This is a genomic window from Mesorhizobium sp. M8A.F.Ca.ET.161.01.1.1 (genome assembly GCF_004792105.1).
Taxonomy (GTDB): Bacteria; Pseudomonadota; Alphaproteobacteria; order Rhizobiales; family Rhizobiaceae; genus Mesorhizobium.
In genome coordinates this window covers 1-344 of the sequence record NZ_SRTD01000230.1, presented here as the reverse complement: position 1 = coordinate 344, position 344 = coordinate 1, and the positions used below count along the sequence as shown (strand labels likewise).

At 60.5% G+C, this 344-nt stretch carries 1 protein-coding gene; it reads left to right on the top strand.

From position 1 onward, the window contains the following. A partial coding sequence (locus EN804_RS35465) for an aminotransferase class I/II-fold pyridoxal phosphate-dependent enzyme (RefSeq protein ID WP_135922364.1) occupies positions 1-322 on the top strand: 322 nt, incomplete at its 5' end. Between the last annotated feature and the right edge of the window lie 22 nt (positions 323-344).

Here is a 344-nt window from a genome sequence, read left to right as displayed (position 1 = left end):
TTTCGAGCGGGCCCGTCATCAGGACCGCGTGCGGAAGCTGCGTGGACTTCTCGATGCGCGCGGCATTCCGCATATGGACAATCCAAGCCACATCGTGCCGGTCATGGTGGGCGATGCTGCCAAGTGCAAATGGATATCTGATATCCTGCTCGACAGTCACGGCGTCTATGTGCAGCCGATAAATTATCCGACGGTGCCGCGTCAGACCGAGCGTCTGCGCATCACCCCGACCCCGCTGCATAGCGACGCGGACATCGAGCATCTGGTCGGCGCGCTGCATCAACTCTGGTCGCATTGTGCGCTGGCGCGTGCGGTGGCGTAAGGAAACTCTTCGGATAGGGAAA